The organism is Streptomyces sp. NPDC051578 (genome assembly GCF_044454045.1).
Taxonomy (GTDB): Bacteria; Actinomycetota; Actinomycetes; order Streptomycetales; family Streptomycetaceae; genus Streptomyces.
Genome location: NZ_JBITDH010000001.1, coordinates 786087 through 812259, shown reverse-complemented (window position 1 = coordinate 812259; position 26173 = coordinate 786087). Strand labels below are relative to the sequence as shown.

At 72.7% G+C, this 26173-nt stretch carries 20 protein-coding genes; 7 read left to right on the top strand and 13 right to left on the bottom strand.

Translation table 11 applies throughout. From position 1 onward, the window contains the following. Positions 1 to 79: 79 nt before the first annotated feature. The 9 genes from ACIA6C_RS03645 to ACIA6C_RS03605 all read right to left on the bottom strand — a co-directional run bounded on the left by ACIA6C_RS03645 (position 80) and on the right by ACIA6C_RS03605 (position 10977). Positions 80 to 1015: a glutamate ABC transporter substrate-binding protein gene (locus ACIA6C_RS03645; protein ID WP_399274451.1), complete on the bottom strand. Its 936-nt coding sequence runs from the start codon at positions 1013 to 1015 to the stop codon at positions 80 to 82. A gap of 179 nt (positions 1016 to 1194) precedes the next feature. Continuing rightward, on the bottom strand, positions 1195 to 2619 hold the full coding sequence (locus tag ACIA6C_RS03640; RefSeq protein ID WP_399272643.1) for a hypothetical protein: 1425 nt from the start codon (positions 2617 to 2619) through the stop codon (positions 1195 to 1197). 245 nt (positions 2620 to 2864) lie between these two features. Continuing rightward, positions 2865 to 3908, bottom strand: coding sequence for an N-acetylglucosamine kinase (locus ACIA6C_RS03635; RefSeq protein ID WP_399272641.1), 1044 nt, complete (start codon positions 3906 to 3908; stop codon positions 2865 to 2867). Continuing rightward, the gene (locus ACIA6C_RS03630; protein ID WP_399272639.1) at positions 3899 to 5188 is read right to left on the bottom strand and encodes a 6-phospho-beta-glucosidase; all 1290 of its coding nucleotides are present in this window, start codon (positions 5186 to 5188) and stop codon (positions 3899 to 3901) included. Before ACIA6C_RS03630 ends, ACIA6C_RS03635 begins: the two co-directional genes overlap by 10 nt. A gap of 5 nt (positions 5189 to 5193) precedes the next feature. Then, complete coding sequence (locus ACIA6C_RS03625; RefSeq protein WP_399272637.1) at positions 5194 to 6087, bottom strand: carbohydrate ABC transporter permease; 894 nt, start codon at positions 6085 to 6087, stop codon at positions 5194 to 5196. 1 nt (position 6088) lies between these two features. Then, a complete protein-coding gene (locus tag ACIA6C_RS03620) occupies positions 6089 to 7033 on the bottom strand; it encodes a carbohydrate ABC transporter permease (protein ID WP_399272635.1) in 945 nt (314 codons plus the stop codon). A 4-nt stretch (positions 7034 to 7037) separates the two neighbouring features. Beyond that, positions 7038 to 8372: an ABC transporter substrate-binding protein gene (locus tag ACIA6C_RS03615; protein ID WP_399272633.1), complete on the bottom strand. Its 1335-nt coding sequence runs from the start codon at positions 8370 to 8372 to the stop codon at positions 7038 to 7040. A gap of 108 nt (positions 8373 to 8480) precedes the next feature. Further along, entirely contained in the window at positions 8481 to 9752 is a 1272-nt protein-coding gene (locus ACIA6C_RS03610) for an ROK family protein (RefSeq protein ID WP_399272631.1), read from the bottom strand. Between the two features lie 142 nt (positions 9753 to 9894). Next, positions 9895 to 10977 (bottom strand): mechanosensitive ion channel family protein, encoded by a 1083-nt coding sequence (locus ACIA6C_RS03605; RefSeq protein ID WP_399272629.1) that lies wholly within the window; start codon positions 10975 to 10977, stop codon positions 9895 to 9897. 260 nt (positions 10978 to 11237) lie between these two features. On the opposite strand from ACIA6C_RS03605, the gene ACIA6C_RS03600 reads away from it, so the two are divergent. The 4 genes from ACIA6C_RS03600 (at position 11238) to ACIA6C_RS03585 (ending at position 14930) form a co-directional block, all read left to right on the top strand. Then, a complete protein-coding gene (locus ACIA6C_RS03600) occupies positions 11238 to 11774 on the top strand; it encodes an HNH endonuclease (RefSeq protein WP_361136857.1) in 537 nt (178 codons plus the stop codon). A gap of 601 nt (positions 11775 to 12375) precedes the next feature. Further along, the gene (locus ACIA6C_RS03595) at positions 12376 to 12603 is read left to right on the top strand and encodes a hypothetical protein (protein WP_399272627.1); all 228 of its coding nucleotides are present in this window, start codon (positions 12376 to 12378) and stop codon (positions 12601 to 12603) included. A 30-nt stretch (positions 12604 to 12633) separates the two neighbouring features. Continuing rightward, on the top strand, positions 12634 to 14670 hold the full coding sequence (gene malQ, locus ACIA6C_RS03590) for a 4-alpha-glucanotransferase (protein WP_399272625.1): 2037 nt from the start codon (positions 12634 to 12636) through the stop codon (positions 14668 to 14670). A 20-nt stretch (positions 14671 to 14690) separates the two neighbouring features. Next, the gene (locus tag ACIA6C_RS03585) at positions 14691 to 14930 is read left to right on the top strand and encodes a hypothetical protein (protein ID WP_361136861.1); all 240 of its coding nucleotides are present in this window, start codon (positions 14691 to 14693) and stop codon (positions 14928 to 14930) included. 242 nt (positions 14931 to 15172) lie between these two features. On the opposite strand, the gene ACIA6C_RS03580 is transcribed toward ACIA6C_RS03585, so the two are convergent. Continuing rightward, positions 15173 to 15670, bottom strand: a complete 498-nt coding sequence (locus ACIA6C_RS03580) for a MarR family transcriptional regulator (RefSeq protein ID WP_361136863.1) — start codon at positions 15668 to 15670, stop codon at positions 15173 to 15175. Positions 15671 to 15816: 146 nt separating this feature from the next. Here ACIA6C_RS03580 and ACIA6C_RS03575 point away from each other — a divergent pair, with 146 nt between their 5' ends. From ACIA6C_RS03575 to ACIA6C_RS03565, 3 genes are read left to right on the top strand one after another with little or no spacing between them, the layout of a single operon-like run. Next, positions 15817 to 16773, top strand: a complete 957-nt coding sequence (locus ACIA6C_RS03575; RefSeq protein WP_399272623.1) for an EamA family transporter — start codon at positions 15817 to 15819, stop codon at positions 16771 to 16773. Positions 16774 to 16814: 41 nt separating this feature from the next. After that, positions 16815 to 17750 carry a DMT family transporter gene (locus ACIA6C_RS03570; RefSeq protein ID WP_399272621.1) on the top strand — a complete coding sequence of 312 codons (936 nt, stop codon included), beginning with the start codon at positions 16815 to 16817 and terminating at the stop codon, positions 17748 to 17750. Positions 17751 to 17760: 10 nt separating this feature from the next. Beyond that, positions 17761 to 18669, top strand: a complete 909-nt coding sequence (locus ACIA6C_RS03565; protein ID WP_399272619.1) for a LysR family transcriptional regulator — start codon at positions 17761 to 17763, stop codon at positions 18667 to 18669. A 51-nt stretch (positions 18670 to 18720) separates the two neighbouring features. On the opposite strand, the gene pepN is transcribed toward ACIA6C_RS03565, so the two are convergent. The 3 genes from pepN to ACIA6C_RS03550 all read right to left on the bottom strand — a co-directional run bounded on the left by pepN (position 18721) and on the right by ACIA6C_RS03550 (position 26106). Continuing rightward, positions 18721 to 21303, bottom strand: coding sequence for an aminopeptidase N (pepN, locus tag ACIA6C_RS03560; protein WP_399272617.1), 2583 nt, complete (start codon positions 21301 to 21303; stop codon positions 18721 to 18723). A 185-nt stretch (positions 21304 to 21488) separates the two neighbouring features. Then, positions 21489 to 22520, bottom strand: a complete 1032-nt coding sequence (locus tag ACIA6C_RS03555) for an aspartate-semialdehyde dehydrogenase (RefSeq protein ID WP_399272615.1) — start codon at positions 22518 to 22520, stop codon at positions 21489 to 21491. Between the two features lie 250 nt (positions 22521 to 22770). Further along, entirely contained in the window at positions 22771 to 26106 is a 3336-nt protein-coding gene (locus tag ACIA6C_RS03550; protein WP_399272613.1) for a S8 family serine peptidase, read from the bottom strand. Positions 26107 to 26173 lie beyond the last annotated feature (67 nt).

The window sequence follows — 26173 nt, the reverse complement described above, 5'->3', positions numbered from 1 at the left end:
AAGACGCACCCGGCTCTCCCCGTTCTCCTCGCCCGCGTACGGCTGCGATCCCGATCCCGATCCCGATCCGGCCACGGCCTCAGCCGTCCCGGTACTTGGGCGCGGGCGGTGCGGTGACGTTCGGGAGCACGGCCTCCAGGTGGGTGCGGTAGGCCTGCATCCAGGGGCTGTCGTTGCCGCCCGCGCGGTAGTTCTCCAGCACCTTGTTGACGCGGCGCACCAGGTCGCCGGCGTCCTTGTTCATCGCGACCCCGTAGAACTCGCGGGTGAACGGCGAGCCGACCAGCTGCACGGAGGGGTCCTGCGCCGCCTGGCCCGCCGCGAGGGCGTTGTCGGTGATGATGCCGTCCACCTCGCCCAGCTGGAGCCGGACCAGGCAGTCCAGCTGGTTGGCCACGGAGACCGGGACCGCGCCGTAGGACTGGGACTTGAGGGCGGTCTCGGCGGTGGAACCGGCGGCGGTGCAGATCTTGCGGCCGTTCAGCGAGGTGTCGTACCCGGTGATCGGGGAGCCCTTCGGCGCCAGGACCTGCTGCCCGGCCTCGAAGTAGGCCGTCGAGAACGCGACGTCCTCCAGCCGCTTGCAGTTGATGGTCATGGTCCGCACCACGATGTCGACGCGGTTCTCCTTGAGCGCGGGGATGCGCTGGCTGGTGGGGATGGCCCGGTAGATGACGGCGTTCTCATCACCCAGGATGTCCTTGGCGATGGCCTTGACCAGCGCGATGTCGAAGCCGTCGAGGTGGCCGTCCGGCTTGCGGTAGCCCCACTTGAAGCTGTTCTGGTCCACGCCCGCGACGAGCTTGCCCGCCTTGCGGATCCGCTCGATCGCCGGGCCGTCCACCCCGTCGGGCCGCAGGCTGGCCTCGGGGTCCTGGCAGGTGTCGGCCGGGGTCGCCGGAGCCAACGCCATCGTGGCGGGCGGGCGGACCGCGCCGGGCCCGACGGCGTCCGGAGCGGCCTGGGCCAACGGCAGCAGCACCGCCGCCGCGGTCAGCGCGCAGGCGAACGCCATGGCGCCGACCCCTCCCCAGCCGCGCAGCCGGTGCACGGGCCGACGCGCCGGGAAGCCCCCGGGCCGCCCGGCCCCTGCGGCCGCCCCGGTGCGGCCGGCCGCAGGGCCCGTGGGCTCCCCGGCCGGGCTGCCGTCGGCGCCGTACCCCTGGTCCCGTCCCGCGCGTATCCGCATCGATCTCACCTGTACTCCGAAAGCCTGCGACCGATGCCGAGCAGTGCGGCCGCCGCGCCGACGACCGCCAGGGCCGCCGAGCCCGACGCCAGACCGCCCAGTGCCCCGAGTCCGCCCCGGGCCGCCTGAGTGAACTGCTTCTGCTCATGGGCCACGGCCTGCTCCAGGGAGGCGTCCACCGTGTCGAACGAGGCCCCGCTGCTGTCCTTGTGGTCCTTGTCGCCGATGACCTGCGGCAGCGCGAGCTCGTAGTCGCCGCGCATGTCGGTTTCCCGGGCCGCCGCGTGCCGCTGCTTCCACTGCGCCACGCCGTCCAGGGCCTGCTGGACGGGCCGGCGCCCACTGGTGTCATCGGCCAGCCGCAGCGCCGTCGCCAGCCCCGAGTCCAACTCCTTCATGTTCTTCGTGAACTCCACGTCGTACTTGTCGGACGTCTTGTCCTCGGCCAGTACGGCGCCGCGCGCGATCAGCGTCAGGTTCTCGCCGGCCCGCGCCTGGAGCGAGGCGATCCGCGCGTCGTTCAGCACCTTCAGCGACTCCTGCCCGCCGGAACGGGCCTCACTCAGACCCGACCGGGCCAGTGTCTGCCCGACGGTCAGCCACAGCAGCACCACCGCCGCGGCGGCCGTCGCCGCGACGAGGCCGTGGTTGAAGACGCGGTTGGTCCGGCGGTAGTTGCGCCGCTGTGCCCACACCAGGGCGCCGAGCGCGAGCAGTCCGGTGAGCGTTGCGACCGGGGGCCAGGAACGGGCGTCGTCGTAGTCCTTGTAGAGCCGGCCCGTCTCCGCCTCGTAGAGCCGCTGGGCGGCCGGCAGCAGCACCGTGCTCATCTGCTCGTTGGCGTACCGCAGGTACGCGCCGCCGAGCGGCAGACCCTGGCGGTTGGTGGCCCGCGCCTGCTCGATCAGGCCCGTGTAGCGCGGCAGCTGCTGCCCGAGGAGCGCGATCTCCTTGCGGGAGTCGCCGCCGGCGTCGGTGTTGGCGGCCGCGTTGACCAGCAGCCGGGACGCGTTGGCGATGTCCTTCTCGTACCGTTCGCGGACCTCGCGCGGCTCCTGGGCGCCCGCGAGGAATCCGCTGGAGGACGCGGTGTCCGCGTCCGCGAGGGAACGGTAGATGCTCGCCGCGTCCGCGCTCAGCGGCTGGCTGTGCCCCACCACGTCCTCGGCGGCGGTCACCCGGTCCGAGACCTCCCAGACCGCCGACGTGCCGAACAGCAGGACCAGCGAGGCGAGTACCGCCCCGATGATGCGCAGCCGGCCCGGCTCGGTCGTCGCGGCCGCGCGCAGCCGCTCGACGCCCTCGGCCCAGGCGGTGCGCGGCCCCGGCGGTGCGGGCGCGGGCGGTCCGGCGGCGGGCGTCGTGGAGACACCGCCGCCGGGCGCGGGCGCGCGTGATGTGATGGCCACCGTGACCTCCCCCTCGGTCATGACTTCCCCCCGGCTGCCGGGCGGGGCGCCCCCCGGTCCGGTCACCGCGGGAGTACCCGTCGCAGCAGTATGGCCGCATCGGCGGTCAACTACAGCACCAGGTGCCGGATCTTGACGACCCTTCCCCCGGTCCGGCGCCGCCGCCGCTTCGGTCACCGCTTCCGCTGCCGCTCGCGTCTCCCCTTCACCGTCAATACGTCCGGGCTCCCGTCACGGTTCCAGACCGGCCGCCCCCGCGGGCAGGTTCACCCGAAATGGGCACGGAGTTTTCCGTACGCCTCGGGCGGCGCCCCCACCGCGTCCAGCCCGAGCAGTCCCGCGCCCAGCACCGGCGGGGCCACCACCACCGACACCCGGGCCCGCGGGGCGACTTCCGCCAGCCCCGCCTCGATCGCCCCGTTCAGCTGCGGATGTCCGGCGGCGAGCACCCCGCCGCCCAGCAGGACCGGCACCTCCTCGCCGAGCATCCCGAGCCGCGCCAGCGCCACCGACGCCATGGCGACCACCTCCCGCGCCTGGCGCTCCACCACCGCCGAAGCCACCGGGTCCCCGGCCGCGGCGACCGCGAACAGCACCGGCACCAGCTCGTGGGTGCGCTCGTAGGCGACCGTGCCCAGGTGCAGGGCCTCGATCAGCCCCGCCATCGTCGCGAAACCGAAGTGTGCCGGCACCGCCGAGGCCAGCCCGGTCGGGCTGCCGCGCCCGTCCTCGGCCCGCGCCGCCCACCACAGGGCCTCCCCGGCCAGGCCCGAACCGCCGCCCCAGTCGCCGGAGATCCGCCCGAGCGCCGGGAACCGCGCGGTCCGCCCGTCGGGGGCCACCCCCACGCAGTTGATCCCGGCCCCGCACACCACGGCGACCCCGTACACAGCGCCGGGCGCCGTCAGCCCGGCCCGCAGGACGGCGAAGGTGTCGTTGCGCACCTCGGCCGCCGTGCCCCAGCCGCGGGCGCCGATCGCTTCCGCGAGCCGTCGCTCCTCCACCGGCAGGTCGGCGTTGGCCAGGCAGGCCGACACCTGCTCCGCGTACGGGCCGCCGGCACGCAGCCCGGCCGCCTCCGCCGCCTGGGCGACGGCCTGCCCGAGCACGTCCACGGCGGCCCCGACCCCGGTGCGGGGCGGCTGGAAGCCCCCGGAGCGGCCGGTGCCGAGCACCGTGCCGTCCGCGCCGATGAGAGCCGCGTCGGTCTTGCTGTTCCCGGCGTCGACGGCCAGCACGGCGGCCGGGAGCGGGGCGGCGTGCGGGGCCGGGAGCGGGGCGGCGCGCGGCGCGGCCGGGTTCACGCCCATGCCAGGTACTCCCTGTTGTGCGCGAGCAGCCGGTCCGTCAGACCCTCGGCGAGGTCGAACTGCCCGACCAGCGGGTGCGCCAGCAGGGCCCGGAAGACCCGCTCGCGGCCGCCGCGCAGCGCCGCGTCCAGCGCGAGGTCCTCGTACGCGGTGACGTGGGCGATCAGCCCGGCGTACAGGGGGTCCAGCCGGGGCACCGCCAGCGGCACCGGCCCCGGGCCGTCCGGGCCGTCCGCGTCGTCGACGCGTGCCTGCACCTCGATGACGGCGTCGTCCGGCAGGAACGGCAGGGTCCCGGCGTTGCGGGTGTTGACGACCTGGACGGGGGAAGCGCCGGAGCCGTCGCCCAGCAGGGCCGCCGCGAGGTCCACGGCCGCCTCCGAGTAGAACGCCCCGCCCCGCTCGGCCAGCAGTGCGGGCTTCTCGTCCAGGGCGGGATCGGCGTACAGGGCGAGCAGCTCCCGCTCCATGGCGGCGACCTCGGCGGCCCGCGAGGGCTTCGAACCGAGTTCCCGGACCACCTCGTCGTGCGCGTAGAAGTAGCGCAGGTAGTACGACGGCACCACGCGGAGCCGGTCCAGCACGGCCCGCGGCAGCCGCAGGTCGGCGGCGACGGCACCGCCGTGCTCGGCGAGCAGCCCGGGCAGCAGGTCCTCGCCGTCGGGGCCGCCCTTGCGCACGCCCAGCTCCCACGTCAGGTGGTTGAGGCCGACGTGGTCGAGGTGGATGCCGGACGGGTCGACCCCCAGCAGCGCCGCGAACTTCCGTTGGAGGCCGATGGCGACGTTGCACAGCCCCACCGCCCGGTGACCGGCGCCCAGCAGCGCCCGCGTGACGATCCCGACCGGGTTGGTGAAGTCGATGATCCAGGCGTCGGGGCTGGCCCGCCGGACCCGTTCGGCGATGTCGAGGACGACCGGGACGGTGCGCAGCGCCTTGGCGAGCCCGCCCGCACCAGTCGTCTCCTGGCCGACGCAGCCGCACTCCAGGGGCCACGTCTCGTCCCGGAGCCGGGCCGCCTGTCCGCCGATCCGCAGCTGGAGGAGGACCGCGTCGGCTCCGGCCGCGCCCGCGTCCAGATCGGAGGTGGTGGTGATCTTGCCGGGGTGGTCCTGCCTGGCGAAGATCCGCCGGGCCAGGGCGCCGACCAGCTCCAGCCGCTCCTCGGCCGGATCGATCAGCACCAGTTCGCTGACGGGCAGGGTGTCGCGCAGCCGCGCGAAGCCGTCGATCAGCTCGGGTGTGTAGGTGGAACCGCCGCCCACCACTGCGAGTTTCATCGTCGCTAGCCTTTCACTCCGGTCAGGGTGACTCCCTCGACGAACGCCTTCTGGGCGAAGAAGAAGAGGACGATCACCGGCGCCATGACCAGCACGGTCGCCGCCATGGTCAGGTTCCAGTTGGTGTGGTGCGCCCCCTTGAAGGACTCCAGCCCGTAACTGAGCGTCCAGGCGGCCGGGTTGTCCGAGGCGTAGATCTGCGGACCGAAGTAGTCGTTCCAGGCGTAGAAGAACTGGAACAGCGCGACGGCGGCGATCCCGGGCCTGGCCAGCGGCAGGACGACGCGCAGCAGCGTGCGCAGTTCGCCGCAGCCGTCGACGCGTGCCGCGTCCAGGTACTCGCCGGGGATCGTCAGCAGGAACTGGCGCAGCAGGAAGATGGAGAACGCGTCGCCGAACGCCATGGGGACGACCAGCGGCCACAGGGTGCCGGACAGGTCGAGCTGCTTGGCCCAGAACAGGTACATCGGGATGACCACCACCTGCGGCGGCAGCATCATCATCGCGATCACCAGCAGCAGTGACAGCCGCCGTCCGCGGAAGCGGAACGTGGCGAGCGCGTAGGCGACGGGTAGCGAGGAGACCACGGTCAGCAGTGTGCCGACTCCCGCGTACAGCAGCGTGTTGCGCCACCAGGTCAGAAAACCGGGGGTGCGCCACACCGTGGCGTAGTTGTCCCACTGCCAGGCGTGGGGCCACAGGTCGCGGGTCAGGGCCTGCCGGTCGTCCATCAGGGAGGTCAGGAAGAGGAAGACGAAGGGGAGGATGAAGAACAGGGCGGCGGCCACCCCCAGGCTGTGTACGGCCACCCAGTGGACGAGCGCGCCCCGGCGGCGCCGGGGCGGTGCGGGCGCGGTCCGCTCGGTGGCGGCGCCCCTCGCCGTCGTGGTCACGGCCATGTCAGTCACCTGATCCGATCAGTCCGCCACGGCGGCGCATCAGCAGCGCGGTGAAGGCCATGGAGAGGGCGAAGAGGACGAGGGCGACCGCGCACGCGGCGCCGTAGTCGAAGCGCTGGAAACCCAGGTTGTAGACGACCTGCGGGAGGGTCAGCGTGGACTTGTCGGGGTAGCCCGGCTCGAACTGTTCGCCCGAGCCGCCGATCACGCCGGCCGCCACCTTCCCGGCGACCAGGGGCTGCGTGTAGTACTGCATGGCCTGGATGACCCCGGTGACCACGGCGAACAGGATGATCGGGGAGATGTTCGGGAGGGTGATGTGCCGCAGCCGCGCCCACGCGCCGGCCCCGTCCAGCTCGGCGGCCTCGTACTGCTCCTTCGGCACGTCGAGCAGCGCGGCCATGAAGATGACCATCAGGTCGCCGACGCCCCACACCGCGAGCACGGTCAGCGCCGGCTTGGACCAGTCGGCGTCGGTGAACCAGCCGGGCGAGTGCAGTCCGACGCCCTCCAGCAGCACCGAGGCCGGCCCCGTGCCCGGGTTGAGGAGGAAGACGAACGCCAGCGTCGCGGCCACCGGCGGGGCGAGGTAGGGCAGGTAGAACAGGGTGCGGAAGAGCCCGGGCGCCGTCTTGATCTTCGTGATGAGCAGACCGGTGCCGAGACCGAAGACGACCCGGCAGCCGACCATCACCACGACCAGCCACAGCGTGTTGCGCATCGCCGGCCAGAACAGCGGATAGTCGGTGAACACGTACGTCCAGTTGCGCAGACCGTTGAAGGCGGGCGGGCGGAAGCCGTCGTACTTGGTGAAGGAGAAGTACACGGTGGACAGCAGCGGGTAGGCGAAGAAGAGCGCGAACCCGATCAGCCAGGGCGACATGAAGGCGGCGGTGCGCAGCGCCGAACGGCGCCGCTTCGCCCGCGCGGTGTGCGGGGTGGCCATCGGGCTACTCGGCCTTCGCGATGTCGGTGTCTATCTGCTGGTCGGTGCGGGCGAGCCCGGCCGGGACGTCGGCCACGTCGCCCTTCTCGACCCGGTACGCGAAGTCCTCGAAGGTCAGTTGGTAGGTACCGCCGTCCGCCTGGGCCGGGGTGGTGGCGGACCGGGGGTGGCGGGCGATGTCGATGAACGTCTTGAACTCCGGGGTGACCTGGAGCTTCGGCGACGCCAGCGCCGCCAGCGTGGAGGGGACGTTGTGGATGGCGTTGGCGAAGGCCACCACCGCGTCGGTGTCGGTGGTCATGTACTTCACCAGCTCCCAGGCGGCGTTCTGCTTGCGGCTCGCCGTCGAGATCCCCATGACCGTGCCGGAGACATAGCCCTTGCCGTAGTCGGCCACCTGGTCGTCCGGCACGGGCAGCGGTGCGGTGCCGATCTCGAAGGGGACGCCGGCCTCCTTCGCCATCGCGGGGCGCCACTCCCCGTCGATCTGCATGGCGACCTTGCCGGTGTGGAAGGGGTGTTCGGCGCTCCATTCGTCCCCGAAGGTGGCGCGGTACTTCTCCAGCTTCTCGTAGCCGCCGAGCTTGTCCACGAGGTCCTTCTGCGCGGCCAGCATCTTCGCGAAGGCCGGGTCCCGGGCCAGGTTCGACCTGCCCCGGGCGTCGAAGTAGGTCCCGCCCCACTGGGCGGCCAGCCGGGTCGGTTTCGTCTCGTAGCCGTGGAAGGTGGGCATCACCCCGAGCCGGTCGTAGGTGTCGCCGCGCGCCACCGTGAGCTTCTGCGCGTCCTCGGCGAACTGGCTCCACGTCCTGGGCGGTTCGGTGATGCCCGCCGCCGCGAAGGCGCTCTTGTCGTAGACGAGGCCGTACGCGTCGCTCAGCAGCGGCAGGGTGCACTGGTTGCCGTTGTACTGCGTGTACTCCAGCAGCGTCCCGGGGAACACCTTCGCCTTGTCGACGCCGGACTTGGTGAGGAAGGGGTTCAGGTCCGCGAAGGCGCCGGAGTTGCAGAACTTGCCGACGCTGTCGGTGGTGAAGGAGGAGACCACGTCGGGGGCCTTGTCGCCGCCCGCGCGCAACGCCTGGTTGATCTTGTCGTCGGTCATGTCGGCGGTGACGCGGACCGTGATGTTCGGGTGGGCCCGCTCGAACCGGGCGATGTTCTCCTCGATCGCCCGGACCTCTCCGGGCGCGGACCAGCCGTGCCAGAAGGTGAGCGTGACCTGCGCGTTCGGGTCGTCGTCGGCGGAGGCGCCGCTCTGGCCCGTACAGGCCGTGGCGAGGGCGGTCATCGCCGCGAGGGCGGCGATGGCGGTGGTCGGGCGTCCGGATCTGGGCATGGCGGGGCTCGCTCTCTGGGTGAGGAACTTCCGTGGGGGGTGCCGTGGACGGGGTGGGGACCTGGGGGCGCGGGAGGTGGGGGTCGTGTGGGGGGTGGACGCGGGGCGTCAGCGTCGGCGGGAGGTGTCGAAGACCTCTTCGCGGGTGGTGCTCAGGGCGCTCTCCAGCGCGCCGCGCAGGACGGGTCGCTCGCGCACTTCGCCGGGGACCAGGCGGGGCCGGGAAGGTGCCAGTTCGGCGAGCTCGGCCTCCAGCAGCGCGCGCAGAGGTTCGCCGCCCGCGGCGATCGCGGCCCCGGACAGGACCACGATCTCCGGGTCGAGCACGGCGACCAGGGAGGCCAGACCGGTCGCGAGGACGGTGGCGTACGACTGGAGGAACCGCAGGTACGCGCCCTGCGGCCGGGCGGCGGCCCGCTCCAGCAGGGCGACGCCGAGGGCGACCTGCGGACGGTCCGCGGCCGCGTTGCCGCCTGCGGCCGGACTGCCCTCCGGGGCTCCGAAGCCGTCCGGGGCCCCGAACCCCTCGGGCATCGCGATCCCCAGCTCCCGCGCGAGGCGGGGCAGCACCTGTACGCCCGCCAGCTCCTGGTAGCCGCCGGTGTTGGCGCGGGTGACCTGCCGGACGAGGGGGTGGCCGGGCACGGGCAGGAAGCCGACCTCGCCCGCGCCGCCGGTCCAGCCGCGGTGCAGACGGCCGCCGAGCACGAGCGCGGCGCCGAGCCCCTCCTCGTTCCACAGCAGGACGAAGTCCTCGTGGCCGCGGGCCGCGCCGAGCCGCTGTTCGGCGATCGCGGCGAGGTTCACGTCGTTCTCGTACTCGACCGGCATCGGCAGGGCCGCCGCCAGCTCGTCGAGGAGGGTGGGGGAGTGCCAGCCGGGCAGGTGGCTGGCATAGCGCAGCTGGCCGGTCTGCGGGTCGAACGCGCCAGGCGTGGCGATGACCAGCCGGTGCACGTCCGTGCGCCGGAGCCCGGCGGCCCCGACGGCCTTGCCGAGCGCCTCGGTGACCTGCTCGACGGCGTCGCTGCCCTCCCGGTAGGGCAGTTCGAAGCTGCCGACCACCTCGCCGGTGAGGTCGCAGACGGCAGCGGACACCCGATCGGGGGTGACGTCGAGTCCGCCCACGTGGGCGGCGCGGGCGTTGAGGGCGTAGAGCTGGGCGTTGGGCCCGGGCCGGCCGCCGTCGGTGCCGGTGGCCACGACCAGCCCGGCGGCCTCCAGCCGGGCCAGCAACTGGGAGGCCGTGGGCTTGGACAGGCCGGTCAGGTGCCCGATCCGGGTCCGGGACAGCGGTCCGTGCGTCAGCAGGAGTTCCAGCGCGGCACGGTCGTTCATGGCGCGCAGCAGGCTGGGCGTTCCGGGGGTGGCGGCGGGCATGGAGGTGGCTCTCCCTCGGCAGGTGAACTGTTAGGTAAGTTTCCTATTGCCTTCGGAGCCGTGTCAATGGCGCTGCCCCGCGGGTTGTGACCTGCGGGGCAGCGGTGAGGCGGCGGCGGCGCGAGCGACGCGGGCTACGGGACTACTTGGTGATGCGGGGGTTTCCCGGCGCGGCCGGCGGCGGGATCGGGCTGGTGGCCAGGGACTGCGCCGAGGTCGGGTTGGCCAGCGCCGACGGCGGGGCGACGGCGGCCGCCGGGTCGGCGGCGCCCTCCTCGGCGTCGTCGGCGGCCGGCAGACCGCCGATGATGCCGATGCCCGCCGCGTCGAACGCCTCCTTGATCCGCCAGCGCAGCTCGCGCTCCACGGCGAACTGCTGGCCCGGCATGGTCTTGGCCGACACCTTCACCGTCATCGAGGCCAGCAGCACCTCGTCGAGCCCCAGCACCTCCACCGGGCCCCACAGCCGCTCGTCCCACGGCGACTCCTTCGCCATGCCGTCGGCGACCTGCTGGACCACCTCGCGCAGGCGGGAGAGGCTCTCCGTCGGCTTGACCTGCACGGCCACGCCCGCCGTGGCCCAGCCCTGGCTGAGGTTGCCGATCCGCTTGATCTCGCCGTTGCGCACGTACCAGATCTCGCCGTTGTCCCCGCGCAGCTTCGTCACGCGCAGTCCGACCTCGACGACCTCGCCGGAGGCCACCCCGGCGTCGATCTTGTCGCCGACGCCGTACTGGTCCTCCAGGATCATGAACACGCCGGACAGGAAGTCCGTCACCAGGTTCCGTGCGCCGAAACCGATCGCCACACCGGCCACACCCGCACTCGCCAGCAGCGGCGCGAGGTCTATCCGCAGCTGGGAGAGCACCATCAGCACGGCCGTGCCGAGGATGAGGAACGAGGCCACCGAGCGCAGCACCGAACCGATCGCCTCCGAGCGCTGGCGCCGCCGCTCCGCGTTGACGAGCAGCCCGCCCAGCGCCGTTCCCTCGACGGCCTCGGCGCCCCGGTTCATCCGGCTGATCAGCTTGGTCAGCGACTTGCGGATGACCGAGCGCATGGCGAAGGCGATGACCAGGATCAGCAGGATCCGCAGGCCCATGGCCAGCCAATCGGCCCAGTTCTTCTCGATGAAGTCCGTGGCGTTCGTCACGCTCTCGGTGGCGGCACCCGTCGTCGTCGGGATGTCGTCTGCCAGCGGTAGCAGGGTGGCGGGCGAGGGCACGGCGGGGAACCTCCAGGCATAGCGGGCCGACCGCGGGGGAAAAGCGGACGACCCGACCACACTAACGGGGCAGCCGCCCCGACCCCGCCGCCGTGCGCGAGGGAGAGACCGGCCTCACGTGGGGACGGAACGGGTGTGTCGGAAAACACCTCCGACCCGTTACGAGCGCGTGGTGGCGCTTCCACCAGCCCTAAGGGGAGACTGGAGAGCAGATCGTCCCGGCGCGAGCCACGCGCCGCCGGCGTACAAGGAGGCAGTCCGTGCCGCACGTCCTGGTCCTCAACGCGTCGTACGAGCCCCTCGGCGTCGTACCGCTCCGCCGCGCGCTCGTCCTCGTCCTGGAGAACAAAGCGGTCTCCCTGGAGGAATCCGGCGCCTTCCTGCACAGCGCGACGAGAGCCGTCCCCGCGCCCAGCGTGGTCAGGCTCAAGCGCTTCGTGCGGGTCCCCTACCGGGGGCCCGTTCCACTCACCCGGCGCGCGCTCTTCGCCCGCGACGGCGGCCGCTGCATGTACTGCGGGGCCGTCGCGACGAGCGTCGACCACGTCGTCCCGCGCAGCCGGGGCGGCCAGCACGCCTGGGACAACGTGGTCGCCGCGTGCCGCCGCTGCAACCACGTCAAGGCCGACCGGCACCTGCTGGAACTGGGCTGGCGGCTGCGCCACCAGCCGGCCCCGCCGTCCGGTCTGGCCTGGCGCATCATCGGAACGGGCCACCGCGATCCCCGTTGGATGCCGTACCTGGAGCCGTTCGGGGCCGAGGCGGCACTGGACCGGATCGGGGTGGCGGCGTCATAGCGCGGGCGCCACAAGGGGCGTAGGGCCCACGGCCGGTTCCGCCCGGCGCGCCCGTGAAGCCGGGCCGGGCGGTTCCCGCATACCCGGGCGCCGTACGAGCCGGGCGCCGTACGAGCCGGGCGCCTTACGAGCCGGGCGCCGTACCAGCCGGCCGCCGCACGAGCCGCTCGTCGGTCCGGCCCCCACCGCGGGCGGCCCCGCCCCTTGACGGCGGCTCGCGGAGCATCGGAGAGGGGATCCAGGACCTGTCCGGCCGCGGGACGGCCCCGGCCCCCGGCCGGCTGGGCGCTTCGTACGGCGCGGCCCGCACACATGCCCGGCGGACCGGTCACGGGGGAGCCGCCGAGCGGCGTCCCGGTCGCCGCGGCCGCGGCCGCGGCGGCCCGCTGCCCGCCCCTGAGCTGCACGGAGCCACCCCGTCCCGGTGCGCCCCCACCCGTACGAACGCGCCGGGCCCCCCGTCCGCGCGGCGGAGGCGCCGGCGCCCGACGGTGATCGTGGGCGGCTACGCCGGGAATGCCGGGCGCCCGACGGGGTAGTGCTGCGGTGTTCGCCGGGCGTGTTACATCGGTCCCACGAACCCGCGCGAAGGAGTGCTTCCATGAAAGCCCGACCCGTCCGCAGCTCCACCGTCCACCCCGCGGCCACCCGCGCGCCCCTGCGCCACCTCCGCGCCCAGAGCGGTCCGGCGGACGTGCCCTGCACCCCCCTGACCAGCGAACCGCCGCTCAGCTGCACCGCGTACGCCCCCCTGACCAGCGAACCCCCGCTCACCTACGAGGCCGCGCTGACGAGCGAGCCCTCCGTACCCACCCGCGCGGGCGACTGACCACCACCCAGCGATCAGACAGGGACTCACATGGACGACCTCGACCGGCTCGCGGCCCTGCACGGAGTCGCCACCTCCTACCAGCCCGCCGAGGACGTCACGCTGCGGGTCCCGCGGACCACCGTCGTCGCCGCGCTCGGCCGGCTGGGGGTGGCCGCCGGGGACCCGCAGGCCGTACGGGCCGAGTTGGCGTCGGCGGAGCGGACCGCGGCGGACCGGCTGCTGCCCCCGGTCCTCGTCAGCTGGGCGGGAGCGGCCCCGGACGAGCTGGCCGGACTCCCGCCCGGCACCGCGATCCGCGTCGCCCTGGAGGAGGGCGGTGAACTGCCCTGGGGGCCCGGACTGCCGCTGGGCGTACACCGCCTGACCGCCCAGGCCCCCGACGGCCGCACCGCCACCGCCACCCTGATCCTGGCCCCGGACCGGGCCCCGGCCGCCCCCGGCCGCACCCACGGCCTGCTCGTCCAGCTCTACTCCCTGCTCTCCGAACGCTCCTGGGGCATGGGCGACCTCGGGGACCTGGCCGCCCTGGCCGACTGGGCGGCCCGCACCCACGGAGCCGGGTTCCTCCAGGTCAACCCGCTGCACGCGGCCGTCCCCGGCAGCCCGACCGACCCCTCCCCCTACCGGCCGTCCTCACGCCGCTTCCCCGATCCGGTCTACCTGCGCATCGAGGACGTCCCCGAGTACGCCGCCTGCCCCGACCGCGAAGCGCTGGCCGAACTGGCCGCCCGGGCCGGGGAGCTGCGGCGCGCGGTGTTGGAGAAGGGCGCCCTCATCGACCGGGACGCGGTGTGGGAGCTCAAGCGCGCCGCCCTGGAACTCCTGTACGCGGTCCCGCGCGAGCCCTCCCGGGACGCCGGGTTCCGCACGTTCCGGGAGGCGGGCGGCTCCGCACTGGCCCGGCACGCCACCTGGTTCGCGCTGGCCGAGCGGTACGGCACCGACCGGGCGCGCTGGCCCGAGGGCGCCGAGGACGCGCCGGAGACCGCCCGGGGCGCCGAGTTCCACTGCTGGCTGGCCTGGCTGACCGACGCTCAGCTCACCGCCGCCCAGCGCGCCGCCCGGGACGCTGGCATGACGGTCGGCCTGGTCCACGACCTGGCCGTCGGGGTGCACCCCGAGGGCGCGGACGTCTGGGCCGCGCCGGACACGTACGCCGCTGCGGCCACCGTCGGCGCACCGCCGGACGCCTTCAACGCGCGCGGCCAGGACTGGGGGCTGCCGCCCTGGCGCCCCGACGCGCTCGCCGCGAGCGGCTACGCCCCCTTCCGGGCCCTGCTGCGCGGGGTGTTCCGGTACGCGGGCGCGCTGCGCATCGACCACGTGATGGGCCTGTTCCGGCTCTGGTGGATCCCCGAGGGCACCCCGCCGGCCGAGGGCACGTACGTCTCCTACGACGGCGAGGCGATGCTGGCCGTGCTGGTGCTGGAGGCCCACCGGGCCGGCGCCCTGGTCATCGGCGAGGACCTCGGCACGGTCGAGCACGGGGTACGGCGGGCGCTCGCCCGGCGCGGCGTGCTCGGTACGTCGGTGCTGTGGTTCGAACGGGACTGGCAGGGCGGGGGGCAGCCGCTGGAGCCGGCGGACTGGCGGGCCGACTGCCTGGCCACCGTCACCACCCACGACCTGCCTCCCACCGCCGCCAAGCTGGCCGGCAGCCATGTCGAACTGCGCGACCGCCTGGGCCTGCTGACCCGGCCCGTGGACACCGAACGGGCCGAGGACGCCGCCGACACCGCCGAGTGGCTGGCCGTGCTGGACCGGATGGGCCTGGAGGCCAAGGGCGAGGAGGCCGCCGTACGCGGGCTGTACGCCTTCCTGCTGCGCACGCCCGCCCACCTGGTCGGCGTGTGGCTGCCCGACGCGGTGGGGGACCGGCGGCCGCAGAACCTGCCGGGCACCTGGGACCAGTACCCCAACTGGCGGCTGCCCGTCGCCGACGAGGCCGGACGGCCGGTGGCGCTGGAGGCGCTGATGGCCTCATCCCGCGCGAACGCCCTGCTGAGCGCGGTGCGGGCGGGCGCGCGCACCCGTACGGCACCCCCGGGCGCGCGCCCCCTTTAGGTGTTCGCTACGTTTGCACCGTGGACAAGAAGAACGCTCTGCGCGCCGGCGCCGTCACGGCCGGAACGACGCTGATGATGCTGCTGATGACGTCTCCCGCCCTCGCGGCGATCCGCGACGACGGCGATGACCCGGGCCCGGGCCTGAGCATCGGTGAGACGCTCGGCCTGTACGTGGCCACGCCGATCGTGCTGTTCCTGGTCATCGCGGGTCTGGTGATGGTCGGCGACAAGTCGCGCAAGCAGCGTCCGACCGACTGATCCGGCCGCCCTCGCACGGGCGGTCCCATAAGACTTCCGGGGCGCCGGGGGTCCGCACGCCGACCTGTGGTCGGTGGTCGCGCGACCCCCGGCGCCTCGTCGTGCCCGGCGCCGGTGAACGGCTCCCCGGTGAAGGGCTCAGGGTGAACGGCTCCCCGGTGAGGGGCTCAGGTGAACGGCTCCCCGGTGAGGGGCTCAGGTGAACGGCTCCCCGGTGAACGGATCGCGGCTCGCGGTAAGGCTCAGCCGACGCCCGCCATCAGCTTGCGCAGCAGCCCGCTGAGCGCCTCTACCTCTTCGCCGTCCAGCCCCGACAGTGCGGCGCGCTGCACTTCCAGGCCCGCGGCGACGGCCTCGTCGATGAGCTTGAGCCCGCGCTCGGTGATCGTCACCTGGAGCCCGCGCCGGTCGTTCGGGTCGGGGTTGCGGCACAGCAGTCCGGCCTTCTCCAGCTTGTCCAGCCGACCCGTCATACCGCCGCTGGTGAGCATCAGCGTGGCCGAAAGCTGTCGCGGCGAGAGGGTGTAGGGGGCCCCGGACCGGCGCAGGGTGGCGACCACGTCGAACTCGCCGAGGGAGACCCCGTAGCGGTTGTAGGTCCGTTCCATCTCTTCGCTGACGGCCCGGGCGATCCGGTTGATGCGGCCGAACACGGCCATCGGGACGGTGTTCAGGTCCGGTCGCACCGCGTGCCACTGGTCGGTGATCGCGTCGACGGCGTCCTTGTTGGCCTCGGTCATGAGCACAGTATCCGGCCTCTCCTTCTTCGATCACCAAAAGTCGCTTGACGAAAAGTAGCTTAGCGCTAAGCTACTTACAAGCAACCTAACGGGGCCCGCCGACCTCGTCCCCGACCTCGTAGCCGTCCCACCCCCGAGGAGTAGCCGTGAACCGCCTCGCCACCGTCGCCCTGACCGCCCTGGCCCCCATCTCCTGGGGCTCCACCTACGCCGTCGCCACCGAACTGCTCCCACCCGACCGGCCGCTGTTCACCGGCGTCATGCGCGCCCTGCCCGCCGGTCTGCTGCTGACCCTCCTGTCCCGCCGCCTCCCCAAGGGCGAGTGGTGGTGGAAGTCCGCCGTCCTCGGCGCGCTGAACATCGGTGCCTTCTTCCCGCTCCTCTTCCTCGCCGCCTACCGGCTGCCCGGCGGCGTCGCGGCCGTCCTCGGCAGCGCCGGCCCGCTGTTCGTCGTAGGACTCGCCGCCCTGGTCCTGGGCGAGAGGGCGAGCCTGCGCACCGTCCTCGCCGCCGTCACCGGAGCGCTCGGCGTCAGCATGGTGGTGCTGACCGCCGCCGCGAAGCTCGACCTCCTCGGCATCATCGCGGGTGTGGTCTCCTCCGCCTCCATGGCCGCGGGCACCGTGATGACCAAGCGCTGGGGCCGCCCGGACGGCGTCGGACCGCTGGCCATGACCGGCTGGCAGCTCACCGCCGGCGGGCTGATCATCATCCCCATCGCGGCCCTCGTCGAAGGCGCCCCGCCCGCGCTCGACGGCAAGGCCTTCCTGGGCTACGGCTACATGATGCTCCTCAACACCGGCACCGCGTACTGGCTCTGGTTCCGCGGCATCGGCAAGCTCTCCGCCACCTCCGTCACCCTGCTCGGCCCGCTCTCCCCGCTCACCGCGGCCGTCATCGGCTGGGCGGTCCTCGGGCAGGCGCTCTCCCCCGTCCAGCTCGTCGGCATGGCGATCGCCTTCGGGGCCACCGTCGCGGGCCAGCTGTTCGCGGCCCGGGCCGCCGCCGCCCAGGCCGCCCTGAACCCGGAACCGTTCACTTCTGCTGAAAAGACCGATCGGAACATTTCGATGGACCTGACAGCTGGACCGGTGCGACCGTAGCCACACGAACCGTCGACCGAATCCCGAGGGGGAGACACCCAGTGGCCGTCCTGGACCGCAACCGCACCATCCCACCAGCAGCACAGCAGTCCACCGGCACGGGGAAGAAGGGAGCCGCCGGCCTCGGCGTGCTCCTGGCCCTGGTCGCGACGGTCGTCTGGTCCGGCAGCTTCGTCGCCACCCGGGGAATGGCCGAGACCGTACCGCCCGTCCAGGCCGTCTTCTGGCGCTGGGTCATCGCCGCCCTCGCGGTCACCCCGTTCGCCGCCCGCCAGGCCTGGCAGCAGCGGGCCCTGATCCGGCGCCACCTGCGCTACACCGCGCTCGCCACCCTCTTCGGCGTCACCCTCTACAACACCCTCGTGCACCAGGCGGGGCTGACCACCTCCGCCTCGAACATGGGCATGATCATGGCGGCCTCGCCGGTCGTCATGGCCCTCTACGCCCGCCTCGGCGGCGAACGGCTCGGCGCCCGCCGCGTCCTCGGGATGCTGCTCGCCGCCTTCGGGGTACTGCTCCTGGTCGGGGACGGCTCGATCGGCTTCGACTTCACCGCGGGCGACCTGTGGATGTTCGCCGCCGCCCTCTCCTTCGCCACCTACAGCGCACTGCTCAAGCGCAAGCCCGCCGAACTGGGCGGCCTGGCCTTCCTGCTCACCACCTTCGTGCTCGGCGCCCTGATGCTGGCGCCCGCCTACGCCGTGTCCCTCACCGTCCAGGGCGGCTTCCCGCTGACCCCCGCCACCGGCGGCATGCTGCTCTACGTCGGCGTGATGTCCTCCGCCGTCGCCTTCTTCGCCTGGAACAAGGCCGTCTCGCTCATCGGCGCCGCCCGCGCCGGAGTCGTCTACTACCTCCAGCCGGTCTGCGTCGCCGGTCTCGGACTGCTCCTGCTGGGCGAGCGGACCGGCCCGGCGCAGCTGCTGTGCATGGCGCTGATCCTCCTGGGCGTGGGGCTGGGGAGTGCCCGCCGGTAGGTTCGGGCCCATGACCGAGTGGGACATCAAGAAGCTGCGGATCCTGCGGACGCTGGCCGACCGGGGAACCGTGACCGCGACGGCCGGGGCGCTCCACATGACGCCCTCGGCCGTCTCGCAGCAGCTGACCAACCTGGGCCGGCAGCTGGGGGTCCCGCTCCTGGAGGCCCAGGGCCGGCGGGTACGGCTCACGGACGCCGCCCACCTCGTCCTGCGGCACGCCGAGGCCGTCTTCGCCCAGCTGGAACGGGCCGACGCGGAACTCGCCGGGTACCTCTCCGGGGACGTCGGCGAGGTACGGATCGGCGCCTTCTCCACCGCGGTGCCCGCCCTGGTGGTGCCGGCCGTCGCGGCCCTGCGCCGGACCCGTCCCGGGGTGGAGGTGCGGGTGCGCGAGACGGAGGCCGCCGAGTCCTACGAGCTGCTCTCCGCCGGGGTCGTCGACCTCGCGCTGTCCCTCGCGGCCCACGCGCCGACCGCCCGCGACCCCCGCTTCACCCGGGTCACCCTGCTGGAGGACCCGCTGGACGTGGCGCTGCCGCCCGACCACCCCCTCGCCGCCACACCGCTCGTGCGGCTGGCCGACCTGTCGGGGGACCGGTGGATCTACGGCGGCAGCGGCCCCTGGTCCCAGATCACCCGCTCCGCCTGCGAGGCGGCCGGGTTCGTGCCGGAGCAGGCGCACTCGGCGTCCGGCTGGAGCGCGATCCTGGCGATGGTCGAAGCGGGCATGGGGGTGGCCCTCGTACCCCGCATGGTGACCGAACGCGCCTCGGGCACCGCCGTACGGGTGCTGGCCCACGACCGCCCCGCCCGGCACGTCATCGCGGCCACCCGCAGCGGAGCCGAGTCGGCCCCGGCGCTGGCCCCGGTCCTGGAGGCGCTGCGGGACGCGGCCGCGGCGCGCGCCACCGCTTGAGCGGACACGGGTGTGCCCCGGCCCGCCGGAGCGGGCCGGGGCACACGGGGCTCAGGACGCGGCGGCCGCGTCCGCCGCCCGGGCCTTGAGGGCGCGCTCGACACCCGCGCGCGCCTCCGACACCAGACGGCGCAGACCCGCGTTCGGCTCGGCCGAGGCCAGCCACGCGTCCGTCGCGTCCAGCGTCGCGCGCGAGACCTGGAGGGACGGGTACAGCCCCACCGCGACCTGCTGCGCGATCTCGTGGCTGCGGGTGTCCCAGACCTCCTTGACCGCCGCGAAGTACTTCTGCGTGTACGGGGCCAGCAGCTCGACCTGGTCGGACTGGACGAAGCCGCCGATCACCGCCTCCTGCACGGCGTTCGGCAGGTCACCCGACTCCACGACCGAAGCCCAGGCCTGCGCCTTGGCCTCCGCCGTCGGGCGCGCCGCCCGGGCGGTGGCCGCGTGGCGCTGGCCGGCCGCCGTGGCGTCCCGCTCCAGCTCGGCCTCGATCGCCGCCTCGCCGGCCACGCCCGTCGCCACCAGCCGCTCGAGGAACGCCCAGCGCAGCTCGGTGTCGACCACCAGGCCCTCGACCTCCGCCGAGCCGTCCAGCAGAGCCGACAGGTACGTCAGCTGCCCCTCGGTCCGGGCCGTCGCCGCGAACGCACGGGCCCACGCGAGCTGGTGGTCGCTGCCCGGCGCCGCCGCCCGCAGGTGCTCCAGCGTCGCCTCGGTCCAGGTGGCCAGGCCCTGCTCGCGCCACGCCGGGTCGGCGTACAGGTCGATCGCCAGCTTCACCTGGCGGTGCAGCGACTGCACGACGCCGATGTCCGACTCCTTGCCGATGCCCGACAGGACGAGGGAGAGGTAGTCGCGGGTCGCCAGCTCGCCGTCGCGGGTCATGTCCCAGGCCGAGGCCCAGCACAGCGCGCGCGGCAGCGACTCGGTGAAGTCGCCCAGGTAGGCGGTGACGTTGGACAGGGACACCTCGTCCAGGCGGACCTTCGCGTACGACAGGTCGTCGTCGTTCAGCAGCACCACGGCCGGACGGGCGCGGCCCACCAGCTCGGGCACCTGCGTCAGACCGCCGTCGATGTCCAGCTCGATCCGGTCCGTGCGCGTCAGCAGGCCGTCGCGCAGGTCGTACAGGCCGATCGCGATGCGGTGCGGGCGCAGGACGGGCTCGCCCTTGGCGCCCGCCGGCAGGGCCGGGGCCTCCTGGCGGACGCCGAAGGCCGTGATGACGCCCTGCGCGTCCGTCTCGATCTCCGGGCGCAGGATGTTGATGCCGGCGGTCTCCAGCCACGCCTTCGACCAGGCGGTCAGGTCGCGGCCCGAGGTCTCCTCCAGGGCGCCCAGCAGATCGGACAGGCGCGTGTTGCCGAAGGCGTGCGCCTTGAAGTACGCCTGCACGCCCTTGAAGAAGGCGTCCATGCCGACGTAGGCGACGAGCTGCTTGAGCACCGAGGCGCCCTTGGCGTACGTGATCCCGTCGAAGTTGACGAGGACGTCGTCCAGGTCACGGATGTCCGCCATGATCGGGTGCGTGGACGGCAGCTGGTCCTGCCGGTACGCCCAGGTCTTCATCGAGTTGGCGAAGGTGGTCCAGGCGTGCGGCCACTTCGAGCCCTCGGCGTAGGCCTGGCAGGCGATCGAGGTGTAGGTGGCGAACGACTCGTTGAGCCACAGGTCGTTCCACCACTCCATGGTGACCAGGTCGCCGAACCACATGTGCGCCAGCTCGTGCAGGATCGTCTCCGCGCGCACCTCGTAGGCCGCGTCCGTCACCTTCGAGCGGAAGACGTACTGGTCGCGGATGGTGACGGCGCCCGCGTTCTCCATCGCGCCCGCGTTGAACTCGGGCACGAAGAGCTGGTCGTACTTGGCGAAGGGGTAGTCGTAGGCGAACTTCTCCTGGAACCAGTCGAAGCCCTGCCGCGTCACCTCGAAGATCGCGTCGGCGTCGAGGAACTCCGCGAGGGAGGGCCGGCAGTAGATGCCGAGTGGCACGGACTGCCCGTCCTTGCCCTCGTAGGAGCTGTGCACCGCGTGGTACGGGCCGGCGATCAGCGCGGTGATGTACGTCGAGATCCGCGGGGTCGGCTCGAAGCGCCAGACGTTGTCCTTGACGTCCTCGGGAGCGGGCGTCGGGGAGTTCGAGATGACCGTCCAGCCCTCGGGAGCCGTCACCGTGAACTGGAAGGTGGCCTTCAAGTCGGGCTGTTCGAAGCTGGCGAAGACCCGCCGCGCGTCCGGCACCTCGAACTGGGTGTACAGGTACGCCTGCTGGTCGACCGGGTCGACGAACCGGTGCAGGCCCTCGCCGGTGTTGGTGTAGGCGCAGTCCGCGACGACGCGGAGCTCGTTGTCGCCGGCGGCCAGGTGCTCCAGCGCGATCCGGGAGTCCCGGAAGACGGCGGCCACGTCGAGGGCCTTGCCGTTCAGGACGGCCTCGTGCACGGAGGGCGCGACGAGGTCGATGAAGGTCGCGGCGCCCGCCTCGGCCGACCGGAAGCGCACGGTGGTCACGGACCGGTAGGTGCCCCCCTCCTGCGCACCGCTGAGATCGAGTTCGATCTCGTACGAGTCGACGGTGAGCAGCTTCGCCCGCTGCTGAGCCTCTTCACGGGTGAGATTCGTGCCAGGCACGCGGTCATCTCCTTTGATGGTGACGTTGCCGGCCCATCCTTCCACGCGGCCCCGCGGCGGCGCGCCCGGGTAATCCACGGGCGAACAGGGACCGGACCCGGGCCGTCTCCCGGCACGCCGAAGGGGCGGCGCCGGCTCGCGGCGCCGCCCCTTCGGCGGGTGCGGGGGTGGGACCGGCGGCCCGGTCAGCCCTGCTTGAGCTCCTCGGCGACCAGCTCCGCGATCTGGACCGCGTTCAGGGCCGCGCCCTTGCGCAGGTTGTCGTTGGAGAGGAACAGCGCGAGGCCGTTCTCCGCCGTCTCGTCGGTGCGGATGCGGCCCACGTACGAGGCGTCCTTGCCCGCCGCCTGGAGCGGGGTCGGGATCTCGGAGAGCTCGACGCCCGGGGCGTCCGCCAGCAGCTCGTAGGCGCGCTCCACGCTCAGCGGACGCTCGAAGCGGACGTTGACCTGGAGCGAGTGACCCGAGAAGACCGGGACGCGCACACAGGTGCCGGACACCTTGAGCTCCGGGATCTCCAGGATCTTGCGGGACTCGTTGCGGAGCTTCTGCTCCTCGTCGGTCTCGTAGGAGCCGTCGTCCACGATCGAACCCGCCAGGGGCAGCACGTTGAAGGCGATGGGCCGCTTGTAGACGCCCGGCTCGGGGAACTCGACGGCCTCGCCGTCGTGGACGAGCGCGGTGGCCTCGCCGGCCACGGCCTTGACCTGGCCGTCGAGCTCGGCCACACCGGCCAGGCCCGAGCCCGAGACGGCCTGGTAGGTGGTGGCGACCATCGCGGTCAGGCCGGCCTCGTCGTGCAGCGGGCGCAGGACCGGCATCGCGGCCATCGTGGTGCAGTTCGGGTTGGCGATGATGCCCTTGGGGCGGTCCTTGACCGCGTGCGGGTTCACCTCGGAGACGACCAGCGGGACCTCCGGGTCACCACGCCAGGCCGAGGAGTTGTCGATCACGACGGCGCCCTGCGAGGCGACCTTCTCCGCGAGCGCCCTGGAGGTGGCGCCGCCGGCGGAGAACAGCACGATGTCCAGGCCGGAGTAGTCGGCGGTGGAGGCGTCCTCGATGGTGATCTCGCGGCCCTCCCACTCCAGGGTCGAACCGGCCGAACGGGCCGAGGCGAACAGCCGCAGCTCGTCCACCGGGAACTTCCGCTCGGCGAGGATGCCGCGCATGACTCCGCCGACCTGTCCGGTGGCTCCGACGATTCCGACCCTCACGGTGACTCCCTCATGTGTGCGTTCGACGCGGGCGCGCATAAGGACATCATGCGTGCGGTCCTACGAACCTTGTCCAATCCATTGTCCGAGGTGCGGACGATCTCTGCGCGCGAATACCGTGGCGAGTCCGTCACAGGGCCGCCGCCGACCCGCCCCGGACACCGTTTCGCCTGGTCGGCGCCGGCATCGGCGTCGAAACGCCCGGAGGGGCGGCGCTCGGTCGAGCGCCGCCCCTCCGGTGTCGTACGTACTACGGCAGGACCTTGTCGATCTGCACGCTGCCGGTGCCCGCGGCGGTGCCGCGGCCGTTCAGCAGCTGGACCTGGCCGAAGAACTGCCGGCCCTCGGGGGCCGGGCTGCTGACCAGGACGTTCGCCGAGACCTGCGCGCTCGCGCCGTTGGCGAGGTTCACCGCGGCTGCCTCGTCGACCTGGACGGAGCCCAGGGCGGTCGAGAAGTACACGTCGCGGTAGTCGTACGTGGTGCTGCCCGACGGGACGGCGTAGCCGATCACCTTGATGCTGTAGGTGCCGGCGGCCGGGTTGAGCAGGCTCACGGCCTCCTCGGAGTCGCCGTCGGCGGAGGAGCCGACCTTGACGCCGTCCTTGTAGACCTCGAGGTCGAGGTCGGCGGCGGCGTCGGAGACCTTGCCGATCGCGACGTCGAGGCGCGAGACGCCCTCGCCGACCGTGACCTCGGTGGTCTGGGTCTCACCGGCGGCGATGGTCGGCTTGGCGACCTTCGCGGAGCCGAGCGGGCCGCCCTGGAGCTTGCCGCCGGCGATCGCCGCGGCGTCGTTCTTGATGCTCCACTGGACGGGTGCCGGGGCGCCCTGCTTGACCTCGGGGAGCACCTTGACCGCGGGGTCGAAGGTGGCGCCGAGGACCGAGACGTCCAGCTTGAACGGGTTGTCGAGCAGCGGCGACGTGCGGCGCGCCTCGACCTCGATCTCCCACACGCCCGGGGTCGGGTCGGCGTAGGAGCGCAGGTCGGGGCGGCACTTGTTCGCCGGGTTGTCGTAGTTCGGGTAGCACATGGTCGTCGCGCTGTCCTCGACGCCCACACCGTACGGGTGGATCGAGATGAAGCGCGTCTGGCTGCCCGCCGCGAGACCGCCCAGGGCGACCTCAAGGGTCTTGGCGCCCTGCGGGACCGTCACGAAGTACGACTTGTGGCTGTTGCGCTGGACCGAGGAGGTCTGGGACTGCGCGAACGACGGCTTGGCCAGCGGGGCCGAGGCGACGACGGTGGCGAGGACCTGCTTGTCGATGCCCTCGGTGGTCTCGTCGTCCAGCTGGAGGATGCCGCTGTGGACGCCGGCCGACTTGACGTTGGCCTCGACCTTGATGGTGACGGGCTTGTTCAGCGGCAGGGTGACGTAGTCGTAGCCGCCGACCACCTTGAAGGTGCCGTCGTCGTTGCGCCAGCTCAGGTTGTGGCGGGTGCCGTACTTGACGCCGGTGGTGCGGGTGACGACGACGTCGTACACCTTCTTCTGGCCGACCTTGAGGCCGCCCTCGCGGTCGTAGATGCCGGTGCCGAAGCCAGGCGTCTTGAGGAACTGGTCGATCGCGGTGTCGACCGGCGCCTTGACGGTGAACTCGTTGGCCTTCGCGCCGCGCTGGAGGGACTCCCACGCGCCGAGGACGTTGATCAGACCGGAGCCCTGGGCGTGCGCCGGGACGTCGGCGATCTTCTTCGCCGTGCTGGTGAGCGCCACGCGCAGGCTCGCCGGGGTGACGGTCATGTGCTGCTGCTTGGCCGCCGAGAGGAGCAGGGCGCTGGCGCCCGTCGCCTGCGGCGAGGACATCGAGGTGCCCTGGAGCATGGAGTAGCCGGCCGGCAGGCCGTAGCCGGCCTCCTTCACCGGGGAGCCGGGCAGCCAGGTCTGCGTGGTGTTGATGGCCGCGCCGGGGGCGGTGATGGTCGGCGTGAACCCGCCGTCCTCACGCGGACCGCGCGAGGAGAAGGGGAACATGTCGTACTTCTTGGTGACGCCGGAGCCGTAGTTGGCGGCCCAGGTCTCCTTGGAGACCGCCGCGCCCACGGAGATGACCTTGTCCGCGAGACCGGGGTCGCCGATCGTGTTGAGGCCGGGGCCCTCGTTGCCGGCCGAGATGACCAGCTGGACGCCGTAGGTGTCGATCAGGTTCTTGTAGAGCTCGGCGCGGGCGTTGTTGCCGTCGTTGAGCGCAGGCAGACCGCCGATGGACATGTTCACGATGTCCACGCCGCGGTTGGCGACCAGGTCGATCATGCCCTCGGTCAGCGCGACGTTGGTGCAGCCGCCGGACCAGGAGCAGGCGCGCGAGGAGACGATCTTGGCGCCGGGCGCCTCGCCGTTCATCTTGCCGCCGAAGAGGCTGTTGGCGGCGGTGATGCCCGCGACGTGCGTGCCGTGCTCGGACTCGATGATGCCGATGTTGACGAAGTCGGCCTTCTTGCCGACCCAGTCACCACCCAGCGGGTCCATCGGGACGTCCTTGCGGATCTGGATCACGAACGGGACGCGCTCGACGACGTCGGTCGCCGGGTTGTCCGTGCCGAAGTAGCCGATCTGGTAGCCGTCCTTGTACGGCTTCATCGGCTCGTTGTTCGTGAAGTCGCCGTCCTGGTCGGTGTCGACGCGGACGGTGCCGGCGACCGGGTCGTAGAGCATGCCGAACTTGTCGGTCGTGTCCCCGTCGCGGTTGACGTCGCCCTTCTCGTCACCGGTGGCGGTGATCGACTCGCTGAAGCGGCTGAACTGGAAAGAGCCCTCGGGGGCCTTCCAGCTCTGACCGGCGGCGGTGAAGGTGCCGCCCGTGGCCGTGACCGGGGTGATCTGGGCGCGCCAGGTGCCGTCGTTGTCCGTGATCGGGTCGGTCGCGGTGACCCAGTCGACGATCTTGCGCTCGCCGGTGGTGGTCTTCTGGAGCGCGGGGTGACCGAGGTCGACGCCGGAGTCCAGGATGCCGATGGTCACGCCGCGGCCGTCGGCCTCGGGGTGCTGGGCGACGAAGTCGACCGCGCCCGTCTCGAAGGACGGGTTGTACGGGTTCTTCGCCGGGGTGTCCTTGCCCGGCCCCGGGTAGGTCTCGGCCGCGGTCTTCTGGCTCGCGCCGGCGTCCTTGCCCGAGTCCGGCCGCGGGTCCGACAGCTGGATCTCGTGCTTGAGGTCCATGGCGTGGACCGAGGACAGCTTGCCGGCTTCCTTCAGCGCGGCCTCGGCCTTGCCGGTGGGGATCGTGGCGCGCACGTAGCCGAGCTTGTCGTTCGTCTGGCCCACCGAAGCGCCCTGTACGGCGCCCAGCTGGTCGGCGACCTGCTTGGTCTGACCGGGCGCGGTGGCCACCATGACGGTGACGGTCGCGTCACCCTTGGCCTTGGCGTCCTGGAGCAGTTCGGCGTCGGACGAACCGAGCTTCTGGTCCGCGGACTTGACCGCCGCCGGGGCGCCGGGGTCGGTGGCTCCCGTCGCGGCGAAGACGGGCATCGCCCCGGACGCGCAGAGCGCGGCCACCAGGCCTGCGGCCGCCGCGACGCGGGCGACGCGCCTGGAGGCCGGTATTGCCCCGGTTGTGGAGCTGGGGGATTCGAGGGTCATCAGCATCCCTGGCTAAGAGAAAGATACGGTCCGGATTTCGGTGCCGGATGACCGGTCAGCCTTGCGC